General features: G+C 75.4%; 18 protein-coding genes and 1 riboswitch. Of the genes, 11 read left to right on the plus strand and 7 right to left on the minus strand.

From position 1 onward, the window contains the following. Window positions 1-8: 8 nt before the first annotated feature. The 3 genes from ACIBPC_RS05555 to thiO form a co-directional block, all read right to left on the minus strand. A complete protein-coding gene (locus ACIBPC_RS05555; RefSeq protein ID WP_398841474.1) occupies window positions 9-845 on the minus strand; it encodes a thiazole synthase in 837 nt (278 codons plus the stop codon). Window positions 846-849: 4 nt separating this feature from the next. Then, window positions 850-1,077 carry a sulfur carrier protein ThiS gene (gene thiS, locus ACIBPC_RS05560; protein ID WP_362963307.1) on the minus strand — a complete coding sequence of 76 codons (228 nt, stop codon included), beginning with the start codon at window positions 1,075-1,077 and terminating at the stop codon, window positions 850-852. Next, on the minus strand, window positions 1,074-2,243 hold the full coding sequence (gene thiO / locus ACIBPC_RS05565) for a glycine oxidase ThiO (protein ID WP_398841476.1): 1,170 nt from the start codon (window positions 2,241-2,243) through the stop codon (window positions 1,074-1,076). The genes thiS and thiO overlap by 4 nt, the downstream gene beginning before the upstream one ends. Beyond that, a riboswitch (TPP riboswitch) is annotated at window positions 2,234-2,345 on the minus strand. (Overlaps the previous gene by 10 nt.) Before the next feature lie 232 nt (window positions 2,346-2,577). On the opposite strand from thiO, the gene ACIBPC_RS05570 reads away from it, so the two are divergent. The 3 genes from ACIBPC_RS05570 (at window position 2,578) to ACIBPC_RS05580 (ending at window position 5,640) form a co-directional block, all read left to right on the plus strand. After that, complete coding sequence (locus tag ACIBPC_RS05570; protein ID WP_398841478.1) at window positions 2,578-3,483, plus strand: DUF1996 domain-containing protein; 906 nt, start codon at window positions 2,578-2,580, stop codon at window positions 3,481-3,483. Between the two features lie 44 nt (window positions 3,484-3,527). Beyond that, window positions 3,528-4,145, plus strand: coding sequence for a DUF305 domain-containing protein (locus tag ACIBPC_RS05575; RefSeq protein WP_398841480.1), 618 nt, complete (start codon window positions 3,528-3,530; stop codon window positions 4,143-4,145). Window positions 4,146-4,305: 160 nt separating this feature from the next. Beyond that, on the plus strand, window positions 4,306-5,640 hold the full coding sequence (locus tag ACIBPC_RS05580) for a family 16 glycosylhydrolase (RefSeq protein ID WP_398841482.1): 1,335 nt from the start codon (window positions 4,306-4,308) through the stop codon (window positions 5,638-5,640). 82 nt (window positions 5,641-5,722) lie between these two features. On the opposite strand, the gene ACIBPC_RS05585 is transcribed toward ACIBPC_RS05580, so the two are convergent. Continuing rightward, window positions 5,723-6,820 (minus strand): LacI family DNA-binding transcriptional regulator, encoded by a 1,098-nt coding sequence (locus ACIBPC_RS05585; RefSeq protein ID WP_398841484.1) that lies wholly within the window; start codon window positions 6,818-6,820, stop codon window positions 5,723-5,725. A gap of 59 nt (window positions 6,821-6,879) precedes the next feature. Here ACIBPC_RS05585 and ACIBPC_RS05590 point away from each other — a divergent pair, with 59 nt between their 5' ends. The 5 genes from ACIBPC_RS05590 to ACIBPC_RS05610 all read left to right on the plus strand — a co-directional run bounded on the left by ACIBPC_RS05590 (window position 6,880) and on the right by ACIBPC_RS05610 (window position 11,368). Further along, window positions 6,880-8,091, plus strand: coding sequence for an NAD(P)/FAD-dependent oxidoreductase (locus ACIBPC_RS05590; protein ID WP_398841486.1), 1,212 nt, complete (start codon window positions 6,880-6,882; stop codon window positions 8,089-8,091). A gap of 82 nt (window positions 8,092-8,173) precedes the next feature. Continuing rightward, window positions 8,174-8,539 carry an Rv2175c family DNA-binding protein gene (locus ACIBPC_RS05595; protein ID WP_362963294.1) on the plus strand — a complete coding sequence of 122 codons (366 nt, stop codon included), beginning with the start codon at window positions 8,174-8,176 and terminating at the stop codon, window positions 8,537-8,539. A 91-nt stretch (window positions 8,540-8,630) separates the two neighbouring features. Further along, on the plus strand, window positions 8,631-9,263 hold the full coding sequence (gene thiE, locus ACIBPC_RS05600) for a thiamine phosphate synthase (protein ID WP_398841487.1): 633 nt from the start codon (window positions 8,631-8,633) through the stop codon (window positions 9,261-9,263). A 132-nt stretch (window positions 9,264-9,395) separates the two neighbouring features. Next, the gene (metF, locus tag ACIBPC_RS05605; RefSeq protein WP_362963290.1) at window positions 9,396-10,322 is read left to right on the plus strand and encodes a methylenetetrahydrofolate reductase [NAD(P)H]; all 927 of its coding nucleotides are present in this window, start codon (window positions 9,396-9,398) and stop codon (window positions 10,320-10,322) included. 23 nt (window positions 10,323-10,345) lie between these two features. After that, window positions 10,346-11,368, plus strand: a complete 1,023-nt coding sequence (locus ACIBPC_RS05610; protein ID WP_398841488.1) for a hypothetical protein — start codon at window positions 10,346-10,348, stop codon at window positions 11,366-11,368. Between the two features lie 16 nt (window positions 11,369-11,384). Here ACIBPC_RS05610 and ACIBPC_RS05615 read toward each other — a convergent pair whose 3' ends face one another. After that, window positions 11,385-12,821: a phytoene desaturase family protein gene (locus tag ACIBPC_RS05615; protein ID WP_398841490.1), complete on the minus strand. Its 1,437-nt coding sequence runs from the start codon at window positions 12,819-12,821 to the stop codon at window positions 11,385-11,387. 211 nt (window positions 12,822-13,032) lie between these two features. After that, window positions 13,033-13,644: a TetR/AcrR family transcriptional regulator gene (locus tag ACIBPC_RS05620; RefSeq protein WP_362963283.1), complete on the minus strand. Its 612-nt coding sequence runs from the start codon at window positions 13,642-13,644 to the stop codon at window positions 13,033-13,035. A 129-nt stretch (window positions 13,645-13,773) separates the two neighbouring features. On the opposite strand from ACIBPC_RS05620, the gene ACIBPC_RS05625 reads away from it, so the two are divergent. The 3 genes from ACIBPC_RS05625 (at window position 13,774) to ACIBPC_RS05635 (ending at window position 15,812) form a co-directional block, all read left to right on the plus strand. Then, window positions 13,774-14,319, plus strand: a complete 546-nt coding sequence (locus tag ACIBPC_RS05625; protein ID WP_398841491.1) for an SAV_6107 family HEPN domain-containing protein — start codon at window positions 13,774-13,776, stop codon at window positions 14,317-14,319. Window positions 14,320-14,386: 67 nt separating this feature from the next. Then, window positions 14,387-15,202, plus strand: a complete 816-nt coding sequence (locus ACIBPC_RS05630) for a methyltransferase (protein WP_398841493.1) — start codon at window positions 14,387-14,389, stop codon at window positions 15,200-15,202. Between the two features lie 208 nt (window positions 15,203-15,410). Then, on the plus strand, window positions 15,411-15,812 hold the full coding sequence (locus ACIBPC_RS05635; protein ID WP_398841494.1) for a DUF3040 domain-containing protein: 402 nt from the start codon (window positions 15,411-15,413) through the stop codon (window positions 15,810-15,812). Between the two features lie 1,040 nt (window positions 15,813-16,852). Here ACIBPC_RS05635 and ACIBPC_RS05640 read toward each other — a convergent pair. Further along, window positions 16,853-19,246 carry a DUF3488 and DUF4129 domain-containing transglutaminase family protein gene (locus ACIBPC_RS05640; RefSeq protein ID WP_398841496.1) on the minus strand — a complete coding sequence of 798 codons (2,394 nt, stop codon included), beginning with the start codon at window positions 19,244-19,246 and terminating at the stop codon, window positions 16,853-16,855. Between the last annotated feature and the right edge of the window lie 7 nt (window positions 19,247-19,253).

The raw sequence follows: 19,253 nt of genomic DNA on the forward strand, positions 1-19,253 counted from the left end.
TCGTATATCTAGGAGGAGAACGCCGGACGCTCGGGATCGAGCGCGGCCATCCCGTCCACCGGCGAGGAGGCGTACGCGAAGTGCCGCCTGGGGATACGGCCCGCCAGCCGGGCCAGTCTGCCCGCCTCCACCGCGTGCCGCATCGCCCGCGCCATCGCCACCGGGCGCTGCGCCCGGGTGACCGCCGACGCGAGCATCACGCCCGCGCAGCCCAGTTCCATGGCGAGGGCCGCGTCGGAAGCCGTGCCCGCGCCCGCGTCGAGGATCACCGGGACGCGGGCGCGCTCCGTGATCAGCGCGAAGTTGTGCGGGTTGCGGATGCCGAGCCCCGAGCCGATGGGGGAGCCGAGCGGCATGACGGCCGCGCAGCCGATCTCCTCCAGCTGACGGGCGACGACCGGGTCGTCGTTCGTGTAGGGCAGGACGGTGAAGCCGTCGTCCACCAGGGTCTCGGCGGCCTCCAGGGTCGCCACCGGGTCGGGCAGCAGCGTCCGTTCGTCCGCGATGACCTCCAGCTTCACCAGGTCGGTGCCCAGCGCCTCGCGCGCAAGACGCGCCGTCAGCACGGCCTCGCCCGCCGTGAAGCACCCTGCCGTGTTCGGCAGCGGGGGGATGCCGAGGTCGCGCAGCACGGAGAGGACCGAGCCGCGCGTGTTCGGGTCGAGGCGGCGCATCGCGACGGTCGTCAGCCCCGTGCCCGAGGCGGCGAGCGCGTCGCGCAGGACGGTGAGGCTCGGCGCGCCGCCCGTGCCCATGATCAGCCGGGACTCCAGCCGCAGCGGGCCGAGGACCAGCGGCTCGTCCGGTGTCGCGCCGGGTGTCGTGTCCGGGGTGGGGTCGGACATGGGGTCAGCCTCCCTGTACGGCGGTCAGTACCTCGATCCGGTCGCCGTCCGCCAGGGCCGTGACCGGCCACCGGCCGCGCGGGACCACGGCCTCGTTGACGGCGGCGGCGATGCCGGACGGCGCCCGGCTCAGCTCGCCGACGACGGCGGCGAGCGTCGTGCCGGGGGCGTACGCGCGTGCCTCCCCGTTCACCCACAGCGTGATGCCGCCGGTGGCCTCGCGGCCGGTCATACGGGTACCTCCCGGTGGTCGTGGTCGAAGCGCCGCGCGCCGAACGGGCGGGCCTCGGCGGGCAGTTCGCCGGTGGTGAGCGCTTCGGCGAGGGCGTCGCCCGTGACCGGCGCGAGCAGCACGCCGTTGCGGCCGTGGCCGGTCGCCAGGTGCAGTCCGGGCAGGGCGGTCGGGCCGAGGAGCGGGGCGTTGTCCGGGCTCACGGGCCGCAGCCCGGCGCGTGCCTCGGCCAGCGGCAGCTCGGTCAGTCCCGGCAGCAGCTCGTGCGCGTCGCGCAGCAGCCCGTAGACCCCGCCCGCCGTCACCTCCGTGTCCATGCCGCGCTCCTCGACCGTCGCGCCGAGCACCAGCTCGCCGCTGCGGCGCGGCACCAGGTACACCTGCTCGCCGCGCACGACCGCGCGGACCGTCCGCGACAGGAACGGCTGCCGCGTGTCCGGCATGCGCAGCCGCAGGACCTGCCCCTTCACCGGCCGCACCGGCACCGCCACCTCGGGCGGCAGCCCCGCCAGATCGCCGCTGCGGCAGCCGCCCGCCAGGACCGTCCGCTCGGCCGCGAGCCGCGTGCCGTCGGCGAGGACGACGCCGGTGGCGCGGTCGCCCGAGACGGTGAGCCGGGCGGCGTCCGAGCGGTGCAGCGCCACCCCGGCCCGTTCGCACGCCGTCAGCAGCGCCGCCACGAGCAGGCGCGGATCGGCCTGGTGGTCGCCGTCCACGCGCACGCCGCCGCGTACGCCGGGCGCGAGCATCGGTTCGAGGCGGCGGCACTCGCGGCCCGTCAGCCACTGCGTGTCCAGGCCGCAGCGCTCCTGGAGGAGCCGCAGCTCCCGCAACTGGGCGCGGTCGTCGGCGTCGAGCGCCACCTGGAGCGTGCCGCGGGCGCGGTGGCCGACGTCCGCGCCCGCCGCGTCCACCAGTTCGGCGGCGAAGGCGGGCCAGCGGGCGGCCGAGGCGAGGTTGAGGTCGAGCAGCGCCTCCTCGCCGTGGTGCAGCTCGGTGACGGCCGCGAGCATCCCGGCCGCGACCAGCGCCGCCCCGCCGCCCGGCCGCGCGTCCGCGACGGCGGTCCGCAGGCCGCGCCCCGCCGCCCGCCAGGCCGTCACCAGCCCGATGACGCCGCCGCCGACGACCACCGCGTCGTACGCCGTGGGTGCGCGCGTGTCCACGCGACTCCTCCCTTCGCCGGAATGACCCGGATCAGGTTCGTACGGTCGGAGGCCGCCCGCCTCCCTCTCAGCCCGGTGCGCCGGACTCCCGTGGGTGTTTACGCTCGGCCGCCAGCGTAGTACGCCGGGGCCGCGCGCGGCGGGCGGGGGACGGGCCCCGGGGCGGTCCCGGCGGCGTCCCGGCCCCATGTCCGGGAAATGACAGGCGAGTTCCGGGAATGTGCGGGACTCCTTGACGCTCTCTTGGGGCGCTCTTAGTGTCCGGCCTCAGAGAGCGCTCTCTGACGGCCGCGCGCCCAGCGCGGAAGTCACCCCCCACTCGTAAGGAGAGCCCGTGAACCTGACCCAAGTCCGGCGCCCGCCATGGCAGGCGTTCCTGGCCGTCCTCGCCGTGGCGGCCGTGGTCGCCTCGCAGCTGTTCACCGGATCGACGGGCCGCGCGGCCCAGAACGAGCAGTCGCAGGCGGCCGTCGGACCGAACGTCGTCCGCGTCGCCGAGTTCGTGGCCGAGTGCGAGTTCAGCCACCGGCGCCCCGACGACCCGATCATCTTCCCCGGCCTGCCGGGCGCGTCCCACTCGCACAGCTTCTTCGGGAGCACCGTGACGGACGCGTACACGAACCTGAGCGACCTCCTGGCCTCGGACAGCACCTGTGACCCGGCCATCGACCTGTCCTCCTACTGGGTGCCGACGCTGTTCGTCAACAACCAGCCGGTGGAGCCGCAGAGCGCGACGTTCTACTACCTCGGCGAGGGCGTCAACGACCAGACGATCGCCCGCACCCAGGCGCTGCCGCAGGGTCTGAAGATCGTGGCGGGCAACGCCACGGCCACCAGCCCCGTCGGCACCATCGCGCGCTGGTCGTGTCTGCACGCGGGGCACGTCAACCCGTCCCAGAACTTCGTCAACTGCCCCGCCGGCACGGCGCTGGAGTCGTACCTCGACTTCCCGCAGTGCTGGAACGGCCGTGACCTGGACTCCCCCGACCACAAGAGCCACATGGCCTACCCCGTGGGCGGCACCTGCCCCTCCACGCACCCGGTGGCCGTGCCCAAGCTCCGTCAGGTACTGCGCTACCCCGTGAACGGTGACCCGTCCGGCTTCCGCCTGGCATCAGGACCCGGATACACGATGCACGGAGACTTCTTCAACGCCTGGCCGACCGCGGAGATGGAACGGCGCGTGCGTGACTGCATCCGCCCGATCATCAAGTGCGGCGCGAACGGCTCTCCGTCCTGACCCGTCCGACCTGATCGTCCGACCACCGGAACCGGAGGCACCCCATGACGACCGCCGCCACAGCCCGTGTCCTGGCCGGCACCCTGCTGGCCGCCGTGCTCCTCGCGGGCTGCGGCGGCGGTTCGGACGGGGGTGACGGCGCCCCGGCGACGGAGCCCGCCACCGCCCCGCCCGCCTCCGCGTCGCCCAGCGCGACCGTGGCCGACGAGGACCGCGTCCTCAACTTCACGGACCTGGCCTGGGTCCAGCTGATGATCCCGCTGACCGACCAGGTGCGCCCGGTGCTCGACCTGGTGACGGAACGCGCCGCCGACCCGGCGTTCGGCGAGTTCGCGGCCGGGCTGGCCGCCGCGGGCGAGGAGGACCTCGCCACGCTGCACGGCCTCCTCGAAGCGGACGGCGTGCCGTACACGAACCCGCACGCCGGGCACAACATGCCGGGCATGGTGACCGAGGACGAACTCGCCGCCCTGGAGGCGACGGACGGCGAGGCGTTCGAGGAGCAGGCCCGCGCGCTCGTCAGGGAGTTCCTCGAACAGACCGTCACCGTCGCGGACGGCGAGCAGGACGCCGGGGAGGCCCCCGAGGCCGTCGCGCTCGCCGCCGACCTCGACGCGTCCGCCACCGCACTCCTCGACGAACTGACCGCGCTCGGCGGCTGACCGGGCCCCACCCCGCCCCGCCACGCGCCCCCCGCCCCCACAACTCCCCACATCCCCCCACCCCCACAAGCCTGTCCGCCCGCGGCCCCTCGTCGTGGCCGCCCGAACCCCACCACCCCCACTACCCCCACATCCCCCCACGGGAAGGAACAGCACCACCATGCACCTCATCCCCCCACGCACCGGACGGCGCCGAGGCCGCGTCGCCGGAGCGCTGACCGCCGCCTTCGCGTCGGTCGTGAGCCTCGTCGCCCTGGCGGGCCCCTCCTCGGCGGCCGCCGACGAGGTCCTGCTGTCGTACAACAAGCCCGCCCAGGCCTCCACGTCACAGAACGACGGGAGCTGCTGGGAGTGCACCCCGGCGCGCGCGTTCGACTACGACCCCGCCAGCCGCTGGGCCACCTCCGCCGAGACCGGCTGGACCGACCCCGGCTGGATCTCCGTGGACCTCGGCGCCAGCGCCGACATCAGCCGCGTCGTCCTCCAGTGGGACCCGGCGTACGCCCGCTCGTACCAGATCCAGGTGTCCGACGACAACGCCACCTGGACGACGATCCACGAGACGGCGAACGGCACCGGCTTCAAGGAGGACATCGCCGTCAGCGGCACCGGCCGCTACGTCCGGATGTACGGCACGCAGCGCTCCGGCCCGTACGGCTACTCCCTCTGGGAGTTCCAGGTCTACGGCACCGGCGGCGCGCCCGAGGCGCCCCCGGTCCCGCCGGACCCGGCCGACCCGCCCACCCTGGTGTGGAGCGACGAGTTCGAGGGCGCGGCCGGGAGCATCCCCGACCAGACCAAGTGGAGCGCCGACCCCGGCAACGGGCGCAACAACGAGCTGCAGATCTACACGGACAACCGCAACACGCTCCTGGACGGCAACGGCAACCTCGTCATCGAGTCGCGCCGCGAGGAGACCCCCGGTTCGTCCTGCCCCGCCGACCCGCTGAGCGGCAGCACCACCTGCCAGTACACGTCGGGCCGCATCAACACCTACAGCAAGTTCGACTTCACCTACGGCCGGGTCGAGGCCCGCATCCAGACCGCCACCACGCGCGGCATGTGGCCCGCGTTCTGGATGCTCGGCTCGGACTTCTACGACGAGGGCCGTCCGTGGCCGTACACCGGTGAGATCGACATCATGGAGCACATAGGCTCCGAGCCCAACACCGTCCACTCCACCCTGCACGCCCCGGCGTACAACGGCGGGAACGGCTACGGCTCGTCGTACGAACTGCCCACGCCCGCGGGCGCCGGCTTCCACGTCTACGCCGTGGAGTGGGACAGCCAGGGCATGGTCTTCACGGTGGACGACCAGGTGATCCACACCGTGGACCGCGAGGAGCTGGAGACGACGGTCGGGCCCTGGGTCTTCGACCACGACTTCTTCATCATCCTGAACACGGCCGTCGGCGGCGACTGGCCGGGACCGCCGGACGGTTCGACCGTCTTCCCGCAGCGCATGCTGGTGGACTACGTCCGCGTGTACCAGTGACCCATCCCGCCCCCGTCCCGCCCGGCTCCCCCCGGGCGGGGCGGGGGCGGCGCCGTGTGGTGCCAGGCGGGGTGAGGCGGCGTCAGGCGCTGCCGCGCACCACCAGGGCGGGACGGAACAGGACGGACGACGAGGGCCGTTCGGGCGCCGCGCCGTCACCCGCGTCATCCCCGTCGCCGCTTCCCCCGGCGATCTGCCGCAGCAGCAGCCGCGCCATCTCGGCGGCCATCTCCTCCACGGGCTGCCGCACCGTCGTCAGCGGCGGATCGGACGCCAGCGCCGAACTGCTGTCGTCGAAGCCGACCACCGCGACGTCCTCCGGCACCCGCTTCCCCAGCCGGTGCAGCATCGTCACCGCGCCCAGCGCCATCAGGTCGGACGCGACGAACACCCCGTCGAGATCCGGCCGCCGCGCCAGCAGCGCCCGTATCCCGTCACCGCCGCTCGCCTGCGTGAAGTCCCCCTCGGCGACGGCCACATCACGCAGCCCCCGCTCCTCAAGGGCCGTGCGGAAGCCCGCCAGCCGCTCCTGCGCCACCGGCATGTCCTGCGGCCCGGCGATCGTCCCCAGCCGCCGCCTGCCGATCGACGTCAGATGGTCCGCCGCGAGCCGCGCCCCCGCCACCTGGTCGGAGTCCACATAGGTCAGCGACGCCGTGGCCGCCGCCTGCGGGCGCCCCGCCAGCACGGCGGGCAGCGTCGTCCCCGCGAGCAGCCCCGGCAGCGGATCGGCCGCGTGCGACGAGATCAGCACCACGCCGTCCACGTGCCCCTGCTGGAGGTAGCCGAGCAGCTGCGCGCGCGACGCCTCGTCGTCCGCCAGCATCAGCACCACCTGCACGCCGCGCGGGCGCAGCACGTCGAGCAGCCCGCCCGCCACCCGGCCGAAGTACGGGTCGGTGAAGATGCGCCCGATGAACGGGCCCGTCACGTCGCGCTGTTCCTGCTCCGAGACGACGAGCGCCACCGAGTCCGTGCGCCGCGTCACCAGCGAACGGGCCGCGCGGTTGGGCACGTAGCGCGTCTGCGTGATGGCCTCCTCGACCAGCTTGCGCAGCCGGGGATCGACGGTCGCCTCACCGTTGATCACGCGGGAGACGGTCGCCCGGGACACCCCCGCGGCGCGCGCCACGTGTTCCAGCGTCACGGGTCGGGGCTGCGAGCGGTGGTCCGTCGTCACACCGCCCTTTATACCCTCGTCGTTGTGACGCCGGGCGGCGCCCTCGTAGGGTGGAGCGCGTGACGAAGCGCAGCGCCGTGATCGCCGGCGCGGGACTGGCCGGGGTGCAGACCGCCGTCGAACTGCGCGGACAGGGCTGGGACGGCGCCGTCACCCTCGTCGGCGCCGAGCCCCACGCGCCGTACGACCGCCCGCCGCTGTCCAAGGCCGTACTGCTCGGCACCGCCGACGGCGCGCCCCTCGACGTGGACCTCGCCGCGCTCGGCGTCGACGTCCACCTGGGCCGCACCGCCACCGCGCTGCGCCCGGACGACCGCGTGCTCGACACCGACGCGGGACCGCTGGAGTACGACGAACTGGTCATCGCCACCGGCGCCGACGCCGTCACCCTGCCCGGCACCACCGGCGTCCCCGGCGTGCACGTCCTGCGCACCCTGGACGACGCCCGCGCCCTGCGGCCCGTCCTGGAGGCCGGGGGCAGCGTCGTCGCGGTCGGCGCGGGCTGGATCGGCGCCGAGGCCGCCACCGCCGCCGCCAGGGCGGGCAGCCCCGTCACCGTCGTCGAGGCCGCGCCGCACGTCCTGGCCGGGGCGCTGCCGCCCGAGGTCACCGCGCCGATGCGCGCCTGGTACGAGGAGGCGGGCGTCACGCTCCTCACCGGCACGCCCGTGACCGGCGTGCGCGGCGGCGAGGTCGAGCTGGCGGACGGCACGGTCCTCGGCGCCGACGCCGTCCTCGTCGGCGTCGGCTCGCGGCCCGCCACCGGCTGGCTGCGCGGCTCCGGCGTCCCGCTCGCCGCCGACGGCTCGGTCGCCGCCGACGCCGCCCTGCGCGCCGGGGTCCCCGGCGTCCACGCGGTCGGCGACTGCGCGTCCTTCCCGTCCGCGCGCTACGGGCGGCGGCTGCTGGTCCACCACTGGGACAACGCGCTGAACGGCGCCCGCACCGCCGCCGCCGACATCCTCGGCCTGCCGGACGCGGTCTACGACCCGGTGCCGTACTTCTGGTCCGAGCAGTTCGACCGCTACGTGCAGTACGCCGGACGGCACGACCCCGCCGACACCCTCGTCCGGCGCGGCGACCCGGCGGCGGGCGACCGCGCCTGGTCCGTCCTGTGGCTGCGCGCGGACGGCACGCCCACCGCCGTCCTGGCCGTAGACCGGCCCCGGGACCTGGCCCAGGGCCGCCGCCTGATCGCCCGCGGCACGCGCCTCGACCCGCCGCGCGCCGCCGATCCGGGGCTCGCGCTGAACAAGGCCACCGCGGACTGACGCCCCCGCCGGACGCCCGTCCTTCCCCCGGGGGAGGGCTCCCCGCTGACGACTGTCGGCGGGAGATGGCACGCTGGGGGGCGTGACCGAGATTGATGCGAAGACCGACGCTCTCGTCCCCGCCTGGCTCACCCTGCCCGACATCGCCGAACAGCTCGACGTCGAGGTGACCCGTGTGCGCCAGCTGGTCAAGGAAGGCCAGCTGATCGCCGTGCGCAGGGGCGAGAACCGTGTCCTCCAGGTACCCGCCGACTTCATCGACGGCGACAAGATCGCGAAGGGGCTGGCCGGAACGCTCACCCTGCTCCGTGACGACGGCTTCACGGACGAGGAGATGCTGGAGTGGCTGTTCACGCCCGACGACACCCTGCCCGGGACCCCCGCGCAGGCGCTGCGCGAGAATCGCGGGACGGAGGTGAAGCGCCGGGCCCAGGCGCTCGCCGTGTGACCCGCCCGTAGAACCCGTCCACCGGTGGGGCGGACCGCGCCCGGCGGCCCGCCCCACCGGCAGCCCGTACCACTGAAAGAAAGCCTTCCGCATGCTCGCCGACGCCCGGCTCTACCTGTGCACCGACGCCAGAAAGCGGCAGGGCGACCTGCCGGAGTTCCTCGACGCCGTCCTGGGCGGCGGCGTGGACATCGTGCAGCTGCGGGACAAGGGCATGGAGGCCGCCGAGGAGCTGGAGCACCTGGCGGTGTTCGCCGACGCGTGCCGCCGCCACGGGAAGCTCCTCGCCGTCAACGACCGGGCCGACGTCGCGCACGCCGCGGGCTCCGACGTGCTCCACCTCGGCCAGGGCGACCTGCCGGTCCCGGCCGCCCGCGCCCTCCTCGGCGACCGGGTGCTGATAGGCCGCTCCACCCACACCCCCGGCCAGGTGGACGCCGCACTGGCCGCCCCCGGCACCGACTACTTCTGCACGGGCCCCTGCTGGCCGACGCCCACCAAGCCGGGCCGCCCGGCCGCCGGACTGTCCCTCGTCCGCCACGCGGCGGCGCGGCGGCCCGCCCTGCCCTGGTTCGCCATCGGCGGCATCGGCGCGGACAACCTGGGCGAGGTCCTCGACGCCGGGGCGCGCCGGGTCGTCGTCGTCCGGGCCCTCACCGAGGCGGACGACCCCGGGGCCGCCGCCGCCGCACTGGCCGCGCGGCTGCGCGAACACCCGCTGTGACGCGCGCCACGCCGCCCCACGTCAGCTCCCGGTCAGGGCTCCGCCAGGCCGCCGTCAGGACTTCTCCAGGCCGCTGTCCGGTCGGCGGACAGCGGCGGACGCGGCGGCACGGTGATCGGTAGCCTGGCCGATATGGCCCTTGGTATGCCCAGCAGGTCGCTGGACCGCGCGCAGACCGTGCGCGACCTGATCGCCGCGGGGACGCGTTCGTACTCGTTCGAGTTCACCCCGCCCCGCACGGAGCAGGGCGAGCGGACGCTGTGGAACGCGATCCGCCGCGTCGAGGCGGTCGCGCCGACGTTCGTCTCCGTGACCTACGGCGCGGGCGGCTCGTCACGCGAGCGCACGGTCCGCGCCACCGAGCGCATCGCCACCGAGACCACCCTGACGCCCGTCGCCCACCTCACCGCCGTGAACCACTCGATCGGCGAGCTGCGCAACATCGTCGGCCAGTACGCGGCGGGCGGCATCCGCAACATGCTCGCGCTGCGCGGCGACCCGCCCGGCGACCCGATGGGGGAGTGGACGCAGCATCCAGAGGGCGTCCGGTACGCGGCGGAACTCGTCCGCCTCATCAAGGAGTCGGGCGACTTCTGCGTGGGCGTCGCCGCCTTCCCCGAGATGCACCCGAGGTCCACGGACTGGGACACCGATGTCCGGCACTTCGTCGACAAGTGCCGCGCGGGCGCCGACTTCGCGCTCACCCAGATGTTCTTCTACCCCGAGGACTACCTGCGGCTGCGCGACCGGGTGTCCGCCGCCGGCTGCGAGACGCCGATCATCCCGGAGATCATGCCGATCGCCAACGTGCGGCAGATCGAGCGGTTCAAGCAGCTCAGCAACGCCGCGTTCCCCCCTGAGTTGGAAAGACGCATCCTCGCCGTCAAAGACGATCCGTTGGCTGTACGCTCGGTCGGGATCGATTTCGCCACGGAGTTGTGCGCGCGGCTGATGGACGAGGACATCCCCGGACTGCACTTCGTCACGCTCAACACGACGCTCCACTCCACGGCGACGCTGGACGTCTACAAGAACCTCGGGCTGCACCGGCGGACCTGAGGCCCTGCTGAGAAGGGGCGTACATGGCCTGGGCGGTCCTCTACATCGCGTTCGGAGTGGTGGCGCTCTGGCTGCTCGGCGAGGTCCTCCTCCAGTACAAGGCGCGGCTGCGGTGGCGGCTGCTGGCGTTCTGCGGCTTCCTGCTCGTCGTCATCGGCGTGATGATCCCCTCGGTCCCCGTCATCGCCCTGGGCACCGTCGCGTTCGCGTCGGGCCAGACGTTCGTCACCCTGTCCTTCCGGCGCGGCTTCTCCACCGGCTGGGCCCTCGGCGGCAAGCCGGGCACCAGCAGGCGGCGCCGCGCGGTGCAGGCCCTGGCGCCCGTGCCCGACGGGGAGGCGGGTGACGGCGGCGACGACGACGCCATGACGCCCCCGGCCCGGCCGGACGACACCCCGGTGGACGGCGTGCCGCAGGCGCACGACGACACCCAGGCCGCCCGCGGCGGCCAGGACACGCACGACGGCTACGACGCCTACGACAACCTCGACAGCACCCAGGTGCACGCCCGCGTCCCCTCCGGCGACGACGAGCACGCGCACGCGGCGCCGGGCGAGGAGATATACGCCGCCACCGCCGACATGCCCTACGGCGACCCCTACCTCGGCGGCTACGCGCCCGAGCCCGCCGCCTACGGCGAGGCCCCCAGCACGGTCTACGCCGTCCACGACACCGGCGAGAACTACGCGGCCTACCAGGACCCGTACCTCGACGCGACGAGCGGCTATCAGCAGGGCGGCGGCCAGCCCTACACCGGCGGCTACCCGGGCCACGGCGGCTACGGCGACGACGGCGGCCCCTCGTCGGGCCAGTGGCCGGCCGCCGGGCAGTACCACCAGGAGACGCCGCCCGGCGGGGTGTGGGTCCCGCAGCAGCGCGACACCGCCCAGGAGCAGGGCGCGAACGGATACGGCTACCCGCCCGCGCAGCAGGACGGCTACCCCTCCGGCGACCCGTACGACCCCTCGGGCCAGGCGTACTACCCGCCGTACCCGGAGTACTCCGAGTATCCGGGGTACTCGGACAACGACCAGCAGCGCTACTGACCGCCGCCGGTACGGCTCACGTCGAGCCGTGCCACTCCGGGCCCTCCACGATCAGCCCCGCCGCCATCGCCCCCGACATCCCCGCGTGCGCCAGCCCGCCGCCCGGGTGGGCGAGCCCGCCGACCCGGTACGCGCCGGGCAGCCGCCCGGTGTTCGGCGCGGCCAGGAAGGCGCCGTCCGCGCCCGCGAGCGCCGGTCCCGGGACGAGCCCGCCGGGCACCCCCGTGTCCCGTTCGACGTCCGCCGGGGTGTGCGCGTGCCGCCACAGCAGCCGCGCGCGCAGCCCGAGCCCGGCGTCGTCGGCGGCGGCGAGCAGCCGTTCGGCGAACGCGTCGGCCGCCCCCGGCGCGGTCCAGTCCGCCCGCCCCGGGCCCGTGCCCTGCGGCGGGGCGGGCGCGGAGAGCGTCACGGCCTCGTGCGCGCCGTCCGGGCGCGACGCGGGATCGTCCGGCCGCAGGACGCGCACGGTGGGGCCGGCGGGCCCGCCGGGGGCGGGGTGCAGCAGCGTGCGGTGCGGCGCGTCGGCGGGGCGCGCGCCGCGCAGCGCGAGGAACAGCGTGAACCGGCTGGTCCCCTCCCGCGGCACGCCCCCGAGCCCCGGCGCGCCCCACACCACCGCGTCCGCCTCCACGACGCCGCCGTCCGCCAGTTCCACGCCGCCCGCGCGCCCGTCGCGCGCCAGCACCCGCGCCGCGCCCGTACCGAAGCGGAACTCCACCCGCCGCTCCTCGCAGCGCTCCCGCACCGCGTCGGCCAGCGCCCGCATCCCGCCCTCCGGGTACCAGAGGCCGAACGTCTGCTCCAGATAGGCCAGCACGGCCGCGCTCGCGGGCACGCGCGCCGGGTCGCACCCGTACTCCCGCACCGTGCCCGTCAGCACGGCGGCGAGCCGCGGGTCGCGCAGCCCCTCGTCCGCGAGGGCGGCCAGCGTCGGCGGGGTCCGGCGCCGCAGCAGGCCGCGCGGCCGCGCGGGGAACGGGTCCTGGCCGAGCACCGCCGTCGGCTCACCGGCCAGCAGCGGCTCCTCCACCAGCGGGCGGCGCGTCGCCTCCCACGTGCTCCTGGCGCGGCCGAGCAGGTCGGCCCAGCGCTCGCCCGCCCCGGCGCCCAGCGCGCCGTCCAGCGCCTGCACGGCGCCGCCGCGCGCCGCCGGGACCCGTACCACCGTGCCGTCCGCGAAGCGGTGCTCGGCCAGCGGATCGATCCGCGCGATACCGACGCACTCGGCGAGTTCGCGCCGCCCCGTCTTCACGAACAGGTCCCGCCACACGGCGGGCAGGTGCAGCAACCCGGGGCCCGTGTCGAACGCGAAACCGTCGCGTTCCCACCGCCCCACCGCGCCGCCGTGCGTCCCGCTCCGCTCCACCACCGTCACCCGGTGGCCCGCGACGGCCAGCCTGGCGGCGGCGGCCATGGCGCCCATACCGGCGCCGACCACCACGATCCGTGCCATGGCCAGGACATTACCGGTCGTCCGCCCGACTCATGATCCGGCCCGGCGGGGGGAAGGAACGGGGGGACGGCACGGGGACGCGGAAGGACGCGTCCGCAAAGCCGTGCGGCACGGACGGGGGAGCGACGGGGGACGGACGAGGGAGGCCGTGGGCCGTACCGCCGACACGGGGCGGCGGTACGGGCCACGGCACGCGCCGGGGCGCGGCTCCTCAGCCGGCCACGGTGAGCCGGCCGCGCAGCGGCGCCGCCAGCGCCTCGTGCACCTCGTCCAGCGAACGCCCCGGGTGGAACGTCCGCCAGTCCAGGCCGCCCGTCACCACCAGCCCCACCAGCGACCCGGCCGTCAGCTCCACGTCCAGCGACTCCCGCAGCTCACCCGCCTTCACGCCCTCCTGGAGCACGTCGGCCACGACGCCGAGCACCTCGCGCCTGGCCTCCACGAGCGTCGGGTACCACGGTCTGCCGGTCCGCCACAGCTCGGCGACGAGGAGCCGCGTGAAGTCCGTGCGGCCCGCGATCGAGGCGAGACCGGCGCGCGCCATGGCGGCCAGCGCGTCCATCGCGCCGCCGCCGCGCGACCGCTCGGCGTCCGCCGCCTCGCGCAGCGCCGCGGTGAGCGGGCCCGTGCCGTTGCGCAGCAGCTGCTCGAACAGCTCGGTCTTCCCGCCGAAGTTGTAGTAGACGGTCCCCTTCGCGACCCCGGCCCGCTCGGCGATCTGCTCGACCGTCGTGGACGCGAAGCCCTGCTCGGCGATCAGCCCGACCGCCGCGTCGTAGAGCCGCTGCCGTGTGGCACCGCGTCGGTTGCTGGTGCGTGTCATGGCCCGATTCTCCACCTCCGCGCACCCCCGTTTGCACCTGCTCAGAGGCTTCTCCGGACGGATTGTCAGACCCATACGTCACCATGTCGGCAGATGGACCGTTGAGTGACGACTGACTGGAGGCTCGTCATGACCGGACTCCCGATCGACGTGCACGCCGTACCGCGGAAGGCACCCGTGCCGGCCGCGGCGCATGACCTGCTCGCCCAGGCCGAGCGCCGTCTCGACGAGGCGTCCGTCCTGACCGACCCGGGGGAGGCGTACGTCGCCGCCCATCTCGCCGCGCTGCGGGCCGCCGCCGCCCTCGTCGCCGTCCGGGGCCGCCCGGGGTCCACGGAGCGCGCCCGCCGCCGCATCCGCAGCGTGTGGGAGGTGCTCCCGGAGATAGCGCCCGAGCTGGCGGAGTGGAGCGTCCTGTTCGCGGCGAGCGCGGACCGGCGGGCCAGGATCGACGCCGGCATCAAGGACGTGGCCGACCGGCAGGAAGCGGACGACCTGCGCCGCGCGGCGGGCTTCTTCGTCCGGCTCGTGGACGAGGCGCTGTTCCCCGGCGCGCGGGCCCGCACCGTGCGGCTCCCGCTCGCCAGGGACGCCGCGGACGGCGGCCGGGCCGGGGGCGCGGCGGGGCGTGACCCCGGCGGCAGGGACGGCGCGGCGGGTTCCGCCGCCCAGTAGGGTGGTGCAGCCCCCGCACGTCGCGGCCGGAGAACAGGTGCCGCACCGCAGCAAGGAGCCGTCCGCAATGCCGCCAGAGCCGAGTGTCCGTGACACGCAGGGACCGGTGGCACCGGGCCCGCACACCGCGCTGCGCACCGGCGTCGTCTGGGAGGCACTGCGCCAGGCACTCGCCGACCTGGCGGCCCGCACCGGCCGCGAGACGCTCGACGTGCTCGACACCGGGGGCGGCAGCGGCAGCTTCGCCGTGCCGGTGGCCGGTCTCGGGCACCGCGTCACCGTCGTGGACCCCAGCCCCGACGCGCTGTTCGCGCTGGAGCGGCGTGCCGCCGAGAAGGGCGTCGCCGAGCGCGTGCGCGGCGTCCAGGGCGACACCCAGGACCTCCATGAGGTCGTGGGCCATGTGACGTTCGACATGGTCCTGTGCCACGGCGTACTGGAGTACCTCGACGATCCGGCCGCCGGGCTGCGCGCCGTGGCGCGCGCCCTCCGCCCCGGGGACGGCGTGCTCAGCCTGCTCGTGGCCGGTGTGGGCGGCGCCGTGCTGTCCCGTGCGCTGGCCGGGCGGTTCACCGAGGCCCGCCGCGCCCTGGGCGACCCGGCGGGCCGCTGGGGCGACGCCGACCCCGTGCCGCACCGCTTCACCGTGCCCCAACTCGCCGCGCTGGCCGAGGAGGTGGGCCTCACGGTCCAGGCCACCCAGGGGGTCCGGGTGTTCGCCGACCTCGTGCCCGGCGCCCTGGTGGACACCGAGCCGGACGCGCTCCAGCAGCTCGCGCGGCTGGAGGCCGAGGCGGCGGCCCTCCCCGCCTTCCAGGCCATCGCGGGCCAGCTCCACCTGCTCGCCGCCACCGGCGGCTCCGGACTACGGGGAGAACTCTAGGCCGCACTCCTCGTATCATCGGGAAGAGCCACCCGGCATGACCCGGCGACGGCAGGGGAATGAGATGTCCACCGCCCCGCAGGGTCCGGGAGGCAAGCTGTTGTGGGCGAAACTGGCGTACAGGGGTGGGTTTCACAGGGAGACATCCCTGCCTATCCTTGAAGGGTCGGATCGGGTCGCCACCGCGACCGACGAGTAGGAGGACTCCGTGCCGCTCTCGGACCACGAGCAGCGCATGCTCGAACAAATGGAGCGAGCGCTGTACGCCGAAGATCCCAAATTCGCGACAACGCTTGAGGGTAACGAGCTGCGCACGTTCACCCGCCGACGGGTCTACCAGGCGATCGCCGGATTCGTCGTGGGCATCGGCCTGCTCATGGGAGGCATGGTCGCGCAGCAGGTGTGGCTCAGCGTGGTCGGTTTCCTGATCATGCTCGGCTGTGCCGTCGTCGCCGTCACCGGGTGGCGCAGGACACCGCAGACATCCGCCGCCACCCCGCAGGGCGGCGGCGCGGGTGGCCGGCAGACGGGCCGGCAGAAGCAGCGCCGGTCCATGATGAACCGGATCGAGGACCGCTGGCAGCGCCGCCGCGACGAGCGCGAGAGCTGACAGCGGCAGCCGGTCCCCACGGCTTGTCCGACCGCAGGGCCGCCCCCGCCCAGGGCGCGGCCCTGCGGCATGCCCGGGACCGGAACGGTCCCGCCCACCTCTCCCCGCCGCGGCCTGCCGGGTCTCGGTGCGTGACTGAGCAGTTGCGACCACAGGCCGTCAGCACGCCATGACCGCCAAGGCGGCCCACTCGTGGCCCGGCGGGTCCCGGCCCATGGCGGAACGGCTCGCGTTCCCGCCCGTCAGCGAGCGTTGACCGGCGGGGCCGCTCTTCCTTCGGGGCTCCTCGGCCGGGGCGGCGCGGGGGAGCCGCACCGGAGCGTCCTCCCGCCCGGGAGGCTGCCCGTGGCTGAGCGAGCCCGGGCCACCGGCCGTCAGCGAGCGGGGCCGCCCGCGGCCGGTACCGGAGCCTTCCTGCCCGGCACGGCCGCCCACTCGTGGCCCGGCGGGTCCCGGCCGGTGGTGGAACGGCTCGGGTCACCGGCCGTCAGCGAGCGTGACCGCCGGGGCTGCTTTCCAGCGTCGCCCCTGCCGGGTGAGGCTGTCCGCGCGTGGCCTGGCGGGTCTCTGCCCGTCGCCGAACGGTTCAGGGCACCGGCTGTCGGCGAGCGTTGACCGGCGGGGCCGCTCGTCCTGTGGCGCTTCCGGCGCGCCGGTACGGCGGGGAGTGGCGAAGCGGACCGGCCGGACCTTCCTCCGGCTGGGACGGGGGAGTGGCCTGGTGACCACAGGCCGTCAGCGAGGGTTGACCGGGGTCGCCCTTCCGGGGGTGCGGTGTCGCGGGGATCCCTGACCCAGGAGGGAAACGGCGGGCTGCCCCCTGCGCGGCGCCTCAGAGCCTCCCGCACTCAGAGCCGCTCCCCCTGTCGGTCTGCCGGGCCGGTCGGGCGCCAGAGGGGCGAGGAGGCCCGCTGCTGTACCCGGCGGCATGGTCCGTGCGGGGACCGGTTCCGGCTGTCCGTGGCGCGGTGCGCGGGGCCGGGGGGTACCGGCCTCGCCCGGCTCGGCGGTTCCGCCCCCGGGGCGAGGCCGCGTCCGCCTCAGGCTTCGTGCCTGCCCAGGCGGGGCACCAGCCGCCGCAGCGCCGACCGCAGACGGTGAGCGAACGCCGCACGCCGTGCGGACCACCGGTGAATCACCCGAATGGCGGAACGCGGCAGAACCGCCGCCCGCAGCCGCCCCCACCACCCGGTCGAGGCCCGCAGCCCCCCGCGCGCCGTCCGCACGTCCTCCACGAGCCGCCCGGCCCGGCCGCGCTCCGCCTCCGGCGCGTACAGCTCGCGCTCGACCGCGTCGGCCAGCCGGTGGACCGCCGCCGCGGACTCCCCGCCGAGGGACGCGACGCGCACGATCCGCTCCGCCGCCGCGCGCGGCGTCTCCGAGGCGGCCGGGGTGATGCCGAAGTCCCAGGCGCTGTCGCCCAGTTCCTGCCACGCGCCCAGCGGCCCGCCGTCCGCGCCCAGCCGGCGCCGCCGCGCCCGGCGCCGCCACAGCAGCGGACTCACCGCCACGGCCACCAGCACGAGCCCCGCGCCGATCCACAGCGCGGGCCCGGCCGCCGGGGCCGCCTCGTCCTGCGCGCTCTCCGGCGTACGCGGCTGGTCCGTCCGGCAGGCGCCCAGCGACGAGCCGGGCGCGCAGTCCGCCGGGACGCTCGGCGAGGGCGACGGCACGGCCTCCGCCGTCTCCTCCTCGGCCGGCTCCCGCTCCTCGCGCTCCCCGGCGTCGGGCCGCTCGGTCTCCGGCCGGGTGTACGCGGGGCTGCTGCCCTGGCCCGGCGTCGGCTCGAAGCGGACCCAGCCGACGCCCTCGAAGTACAACTCCGGCCAGGCGTGCGCGTTGTGGACCCCCACCTCGTACACGTCGTCCGGCAGCCGGGTGCCCGGCGTGAAGCCCACCGCGACCTGCGCCGGGATGCCCAGCGTGCGTGCCATCGTCGCCATTGTGAAGGCGAAGTGGACGCAGAAGCCCTCCCGGTCGCGCAGGAACGTCAGGATCGAGTCGGAGCTGCTGCCCGACGTGACGGAGGTGTCGTACCGGAAACCGCCCGCCTGGGTGAACCAGTCCTGGAGCGCGACGGCGCGCGCCAGGTCGTCGCGCGCCCCGCCGGTCACCTCGGCGGCCATCGCGGCGACCTCCGGCGGCAGGCTGCGCGGGAGACGCGTGTAGTACTCGCGCAGCTCCGTGGGCGCGGCCGGGGCCGAGGACAGCTGCTCGGCGGTCGGCTCCACCAGCAGGTGGTCCACCGAGTACGCGAGTCCCCGCGTCGTCAGCTCCGCGTCGGCCGACATCAGGGTCTGCGAGCCCTTGTCGAAGTTCCAGTCGCCCTCGGCCTCGATCGCCTGGGCCGGGTAGGGCACGGGCAGCGACGACTGGACGTACGTGTCGGTCGCCGTGATCTCCGTGGCCACCCGCGTCACCGCGATCTCGGAGCCGAGCCCCGGCACCACCCACGGCGGGTCGGGCGGCGTCTCCTCGCGCCAGCCGGAGGACGTCCACTGCGTGCCGTCGAACTGGTCGAGCGCCATCAGCCGCAGGTACATCCCGGACGGGTCGGGGCTCGTCGTCCGGTAGTACAGGACCGGGCTGTCCTGCGGCTGGTTGAGCTGGTCCTGGAGTGCCACCACCGGGTTGAGCGACGTCGAGGCCGACCGCCCGCTCCCGCCCCCGCCGCTCCCGCCGCGCGACGTGTCGAGCAGCCCGGTCCCGAGCGACGGCAGCAGCGCCGGCACCGCCACGGCCACCCCGAGCGTCAGCGCGCCGATGCGGCGGCCCGCGCGCACACGGGGCGCCGCGCCGGGGCGGCGGTCGTACGGCGTCCCGGAGCGCGCGCCGCCCGGCGCGCCGAAGACACGCCCCCACCGCGCCACGCGGTCCCTGCTCTCGGCCAGCAGCAGCACGAGGTAACCGGCCGCCGCGACGAGGAAGTACGGCCAGCCCGAGTCGTCCCCGCCGACCCCGGCCGCCACCGAGTAGAGCGCGAGCAGCGGCAGCCCGGCGGACGCGGCGCCGCGCACCGTCACCGCGAGCACGTCCACCATCAGCCCGATGAGCAGCACGCCGCCGAAGACCATCAGCCGGATGCCGTCCGTCGCCGGGGCGGGCGCGGTGTAGCGGCCGATGTCGTCCGCCCCGGCGGTCAGCAGCCTGCCCAGCTCGCCGAAGGCCTCCGGGCCCGGGAGGAAGCCGCCCAGGGCGTACGCGGACGCCGAGACCACCGTCAGCGCCACCACCGAGACGGCCAGCTGCACGGCGACCGTGACCGGGGCGGGGGCGCGCAGCTGGCGCGTGGCGACCCCGAAGGCCGTCTGCCCCGCGAGGAGGATGGCGGCCTGGGCGTACCAGTCCGTGCCGTCGACCAGCGGCAGCAGCGCGGCGGCCGCCGCCATCGTCGCGCACCACGAGGCGAACGCCATCCGCACCCTGTTGTCCATCAGCGGT

Source organism: Streptomyces sp. NPDC049879 (genome assembly GCF_044461265.1).
Classification (GTDB): Bacteria; Actinomycetota; Actinomycetes; order Streptomycetales; family Streptomycetaceae; genus Streptomyces.

Bases quoted from the DNA above. Each gene is read 5' to 3' on its own strand.
- ACIBPC_RS05555 (WP_398841474.1), bottom strand. From the start codon at position 845: ATGTCCGACCCCACCCCGGACACGACACCCGGCGCGACACCGGACGAG.
- thiS (WP_362963307.1), bottom strand. From the start codon at position 1,077: ATGACCGGCCGCGAGGCCACCGGCGGCATCACGCTGTGGGTGAACGGG.
- ACIBPC_RS05575 (WP_398841480.1), top strand. From the start codon at position 3,528: ATGACGACCGCCGCCACAGCCCGTGTCCTGGCCGGCACCCTGCTGGCC.
- ACIBPC_RS05580 (WP_398841482.1), top strand. From the start codon at position 4,306: ATGCACCTCATCCCCCCACGCACCGGACGGCGCCGAGGCCGCGTCGCC.
- thiE (WP_398841487.1), top strand. From the start codon at position 8,631: ATGCTCGCCGACGCCCGGCTCTACCTGTGCACCGACGCCAGAAAGCGG.
- metF (WP_362963290.1), top strand. From the start codon at position 9,396: ATGGCCCTTGGTATGCCCAGCAGGTCGCTGGACCGCGCGCAGACCGTG.
- ACIBPC_RS05610 (WP_398841488.1), top strand. From the start codon at position 10,346: ATGGCCTGGGCGGTCCTCTACATCGCGTTCGGAGTGGTGGCGCTCTGG.
- ACIBPC_RS05615 (WP_398841490.1), bottom strand. From the start codon at position 12,821: ATGGCACGGATCGTGGTGGTCGGCGCCGGTATGGGCGCCATGGCCGCC.
- ACIBPC_RS05620 (WP_362963283.1), bottom strand. From the start codon at position 13,644: ATGACACGCACCAGCAACCGACGCGGTGCCACACGGCAGCGGCTCTAC.
- ACIBPC_RS05625 (WP_398841491.1), top strand. From the start codon at position 13,774: ATGACCGGACTCCCGATCGACGTGCACGCCGTACCGCGGAAGGCACCC.
- ACIBPC_RS05630 (WP_398841493.1), top strand. From the start codon at position 14,387: ATGCCGCCAGAGCCGAGTGTCCGTGACACGCAGGGACCGGTGGCACCG.
- ACIBPC_RS05640 (WP_398841496.1), bottom strand. From the start codon at position 19,246: ATGGACAACAGGGTGCGGATGGCGTTCGCCTCGTGGTGCGCGACGATG.